This window comes from Actinoplanes sp. NPDC051633, from assembly GCF_040681735.1.
Classification (GTDB): Bacteria; Actinomycetota; Actinomycetes; order Mycobacteriales; family Micromonosporaceae; genus Actinoplanes.
In genome coordinates this window covers 1-3,896 of the sequence record NZ_JBFAZH010000747.1, presented here as the reverse complement: position 1 = coordinate 3,896, position 3,896 = coordinate 1, and the positions used below count along the sequence as shown (strand labels likewise).

At 71.5% G+C, this 3,896-nt stretch carries 3 protein-coding genes; 1 reads left to right on the top strand and 2 read right to left on the bottom strand.

What is annotated here, in order from left to right; translation table 11 throughout:
• Positions 1–210, top strand: a 210-nt coding sequence (locus tag AB0M20_RS31150; protein ID WP_364303903.1) for a hypothetical protein, incomplete at its 5' end; no start/stop codon positions are given.
• On the opposite strand, the gene AB0M20_RS31145 is transcribed toward AB0M20_RS31150, so the two are convergent.
• Together AB0M20_RS31145 and AB0M20_RS31140 are read right to left on the bottom strand one after the other, a co-directional pair.
• On the bottom strand, positions 174–3,374 hold the full coding sequence (locus tag AB0M20_RS31145) for a N,N-dimethylformamidase beta subunit family domain-containing protein (protein WP_364303902.1): 3,201 nt from the start codon (positions 3,372–3,374) through the stop codon (positions 174–176). The genes AB0M20_RS31150 and AB0M20_RS31145 overlap by 37 nt on opposite strands.
• Positions 3,375–3,400: 26 nt before the next feature.
• Positions 3,401–3,896 (bottom strand): glycosyltransferase (locus AB0M20_RS31140; protein WP_364303901.1); only part of this gene is annotated, 496 nt, incomplete at its 5' end.

Genomic DNA, 3,896 nt, shown 5'->3' with positions numbered 1-3,896 from the left:
ACGGCGGCGGTGTCGGAGTCGGCCGGGTTGGCCGGCACCGCCGTCGAGGGCCAGATCGAGAAGGTGGCCGCCGACGCCGGCGAGGCGGTGACGGTGAGAGTGGTGGCGATCAGGCTCAAGATCACCGCAAAGGGCAGCAAGACCTTCTTTGCTTTGCGCACGGGTGTTGCTCCTCAGCTGCCCGGGGTGAACACGACGTCCACCCAGTAGTTGCTCGACTGCCACGAACTGTTGGGGAAGCCCCCACCGGTTCCGTACCGGTAGACGCCGTTCAGTCCGTCGGTCCCGTTACGCAGGGCGTGCAGCGGGCCGTTGTCCACTCCTGTGGTGGCGAAGAATCCGTTGTCGCCCGCGTAGCGCCCGACCGGCGCGTAGTACGAGGCGACGTAGGTGGTGTTGGCGGCGATCGTCACCGGCGTCGTGAACGTGGCGGTCTGCCAGCCGGTGGCCGTCTCCCCACTGAAGTTGGCGGTGCCGAGCAGGGTGCCCGTGTTCGACCACAGGTGCCCGACGTGGGTGCCGGTGTTTCCGGCGCCCTTGTAGAAGCGGATCCCGGTGACCCGTCCGGCGACGTCCGAGCGGAACCTCGTGCCGACCTCGACCGCGGCCGTGTCGGAGTCCGAGGGCGTGCCGGGCACCGCGGTGGTCGGCCAGATCGAGCAGGGGCAGCCGGTCGGCGGCGGCGTCGTCGCGGCTGTCGTGAACGACCACGAGGTGCTCGTCATGACATTGCCGGCCAGGTCGGTCGCGCCGCTCACGGTTGCCGTGTACGTGGTGCTCGCGGCCAGCGCGGCGGTGGGTGTGAAGGTCGCCCTTGACGAGGCGGAGTCGTACGCCACGCTGCCCGGCACCGCCGTACCGGCCGCGTTGCGCACCACCATCGCGACGCTGGCGCTCTGCACCTGCTCGGAGAAGGTGGCGGTAGCCGTCGTGTCGGTGGCCACGCCGGTGGCGCCGGACGCCGGGGTCCGTGCGGTCACCGTGGGCGGTGTGGTGTCGGGCGTCCCGCCGCCGGGGTTGAAGACCACGTCGACCCAGTAGTTCGCCGACTGCCAGGCCAGCGTCGGGAACCCGGTGCCGAAGCGGTAGACGCCGTTGACCCCGTCCACGCCGTCGCGCAGCGCGTGCAGCGGACCGCTGTCCACACCGGCCGACGCGAAGTAGCCGGGGTCGCCCGCGTAGTGGCCGTTGGGCGCGTAGTACGACGCGATGTACGTGGTATTCGGCGTGAGCGTCACCGGCGAGGAGAAGTTCGCCTGCTGCCAGCCGGAGGCCGACTCGCTGCCGAAGTTGACGGTGGCCAGCTGTGTACCGGTCGACGACCACAGGCGGCCCACGTGGGTGCCGGTGTTGCCGGTGCCCTTGTAGAAACGGATCCCGGTGACCTGGCCGGCCACGTCGGCGCGGAACTTCACGCCGATCTCGGTGCCGGTCGAGTCGGGGTCGCTGGGCACCGTGGGCACGTCGGCCGCGCTCCACAGGCTGCACGGGCATGAGCGCGGCGTCACGGTCAGGTTCAGCACGGCCGGCGTGCCGATCCGGACGCTGTCGTCGATGGCCCGAACCCGGACCTGCGTGGCGCCCGTGGCGGCCGGCGTGTACCGGTAGCTCCACGTGCCACGCCCGGCGGCCGGCTTCCAGGTGGTGCCGCCGTCGACGGACACCTCGACCCCGCCGACGACGCCGCCGGTGTCGGTGGCGGTGCCGGAGACCGTGACCGCGGTGCCGGCCGCCACCGACGAACCGTTCGCCGGGGACGTGATCGCCACGGTGGGCGCGACGGTGTCGGTCGAGGCGGTCGCCAGGGTCAGGCCACTCTGCAGGGTGGCCGGCTGTGCGCCCATGTCGGCGAACAGGTTGACGGTCGCCTGCTTCATCGGGGTGCTGGCCGCGCCGGAGCCCCGGTCGTGGGTGCTGTCCAGGCCCCACGACCACTGCACGGTGCCGGCGCCGAAGACCAGCGCGCCGCTGGGCGCCCGGTACATCACCAGATGGTGGGTGGCGTTGCCGTTGGCGTAGTTGGAGCCCTGGTCGATCAGCACCTCGACGTTGGTGGCGTTGGTCGTGGAGAGCTGGATCTGGCCCGGCGGGCGCGAGGCGTTCTCGGCGTCCTCGTCCCACTCGTACCCGACGGTGCCCGAACCCAGGGTCGCGGTCGCGCCCGCGGCCTGGGTGGCGACGGTGGTGCTGCGCCACAGCCGCATCTTGCCGTCGGCCGCGGGCACCTGCAGGTTGACGGTGCCGGCGTTGACCTCGAACGAGGTGCCGGTCAGCGCGTTCTCCGGCCGGCCGCCGTTCTTCGGCGGGCTGAACCGCGGGTCGCGCCAGGTGCCGGTCCACTCGGGGCTCGGGTCGATGATGGCGTTGGCGTGGGTCTCCTTGTAGGCGACCAGCGTCCGGTACGGCGTGCCCGAGCCGTCCACACTGCTCTCCCAGCGCGTCTTCCAGAAGACCTCGTTGCCGCTGAAGAACGCCAGGTTCACGCCCGCGTCACGGGCGGCCTCGACGTTGGCCCGCTGGGTGCCCGACCAGTATTCGTCGTGCCCGACGGACAGGAACGCCTTGTGGTTCTTGATGAGCGCCCCGCGCCGGTCGGTGTCGACGCCGGTGGTGTAGCTGACGTCGTACCCGTTGGCCTCCATCCACCGCACCATGGGGTATTCGGCGTTGAAGACGGCGTCCTCGGGGCCGGTGCCCCGGACGGTGATCGGCCGGTTGTAGCTGATCTTGTAGGCGCGCCCGGCCGGCGAGCCGACGTAAAAGCTGTTGCCGCCGTACTGGTTGTAGGCCTGCCACGTGGTGTCCGAGGTCTGGAAGAACAGGTCGGAGCGGCTGGCGTCGTCGCGGACCACGAACGGGATGTGGCTCGCGCCGCTCGTGCCGTCGGTGCGGACCAGCCGCGCGAAGTAGATGCCGGAGACCGCGGTGGCCGGCACCGTCCAGGAGGCGGAGACCGCCCAGTTGCCGCAGTCGACCAGCCCGGTCGCGGCCTGCGAGATGCAGTTGGGCTGGGTCTGCCGGCCGACCGGGTTCACGGTCGCGATCAGGCGGGCGCCGGCGCCGTTGTAGTAGCCCATGCGGTAGATGTCGAGGCGGTACGACGTGGCCGTCGACCTCACCTTGAACTGCTGCGTCTCGCCGATGTTGACGCTCGCGTCGGTGGCGAAGCCCTGCACCGCCGTGCTGCCCGCGCCGGACACGTCCCAGGTGCTCGCCGGCGTGCCCGGCTTGCTGTTCTCACACGCGACCGGGTTGACCAGCGGCGCACACGGGTCGGCCGCCGCGGGCGAGGCGGCGACCGGGACCGAGACGGCGGTGGCGACGAGCGACAGGGCGACGACCGACCATAAGCGGCGAACGCGAGATTTGTGCATGGACGGTCGCCTCCGGGCGCTCGGTTTCAGGCGTTGGTCAATAAGGGGGTACGCGGCGGGCGCGGCTCGTCGACGTCGGGCCACCCGGCCGTCCACACGCGACGTTCGCGCCATACGGCCGACCAGTCGACGCCGCGCGAGCGGTCGCGGCCGAGCACGGCCCTGCCCATCGCGCGCAGACCGACCCCGGCCGCCAGCAGGCCCAGGGCGACCCTCGCCCGCGCGGGCGACCAGTGCCGCCGCACGTATGTGGCCTTGCCGCGGAGAATCTTGATCCGCTGGCCCTCCGAGCTCGACGACGCGCCGCCGACGTGCACCACGGCGGCCTCAGGCACCACCACCGGGCGCGCCCCGAGGGCGGCCGCGCGCGTGCACAGATCGATGTCGTCGCTGTAGAGGAAGAACACCGGGTCGAAGCCGCCGAGGGAGTTGAAGAGCGCGCGCTCGATGAGCATCGAACAGCCGGAGACGGCCGGCACCTCGCGGACGCTGAGCCGGTCGTAGCCGGGCAGGCCTTCCGGG

What these genes read in the sequence shown, in the direction of transcription:
- AB0M20_RS31145 (WP_364303902.1), bottom strand. Translation starts at nt 3,374, where the DNA reads ATGCACAAATCTCGCGTTCGCCGCTTATGGTCGGTCGTCGCCCTGTCG.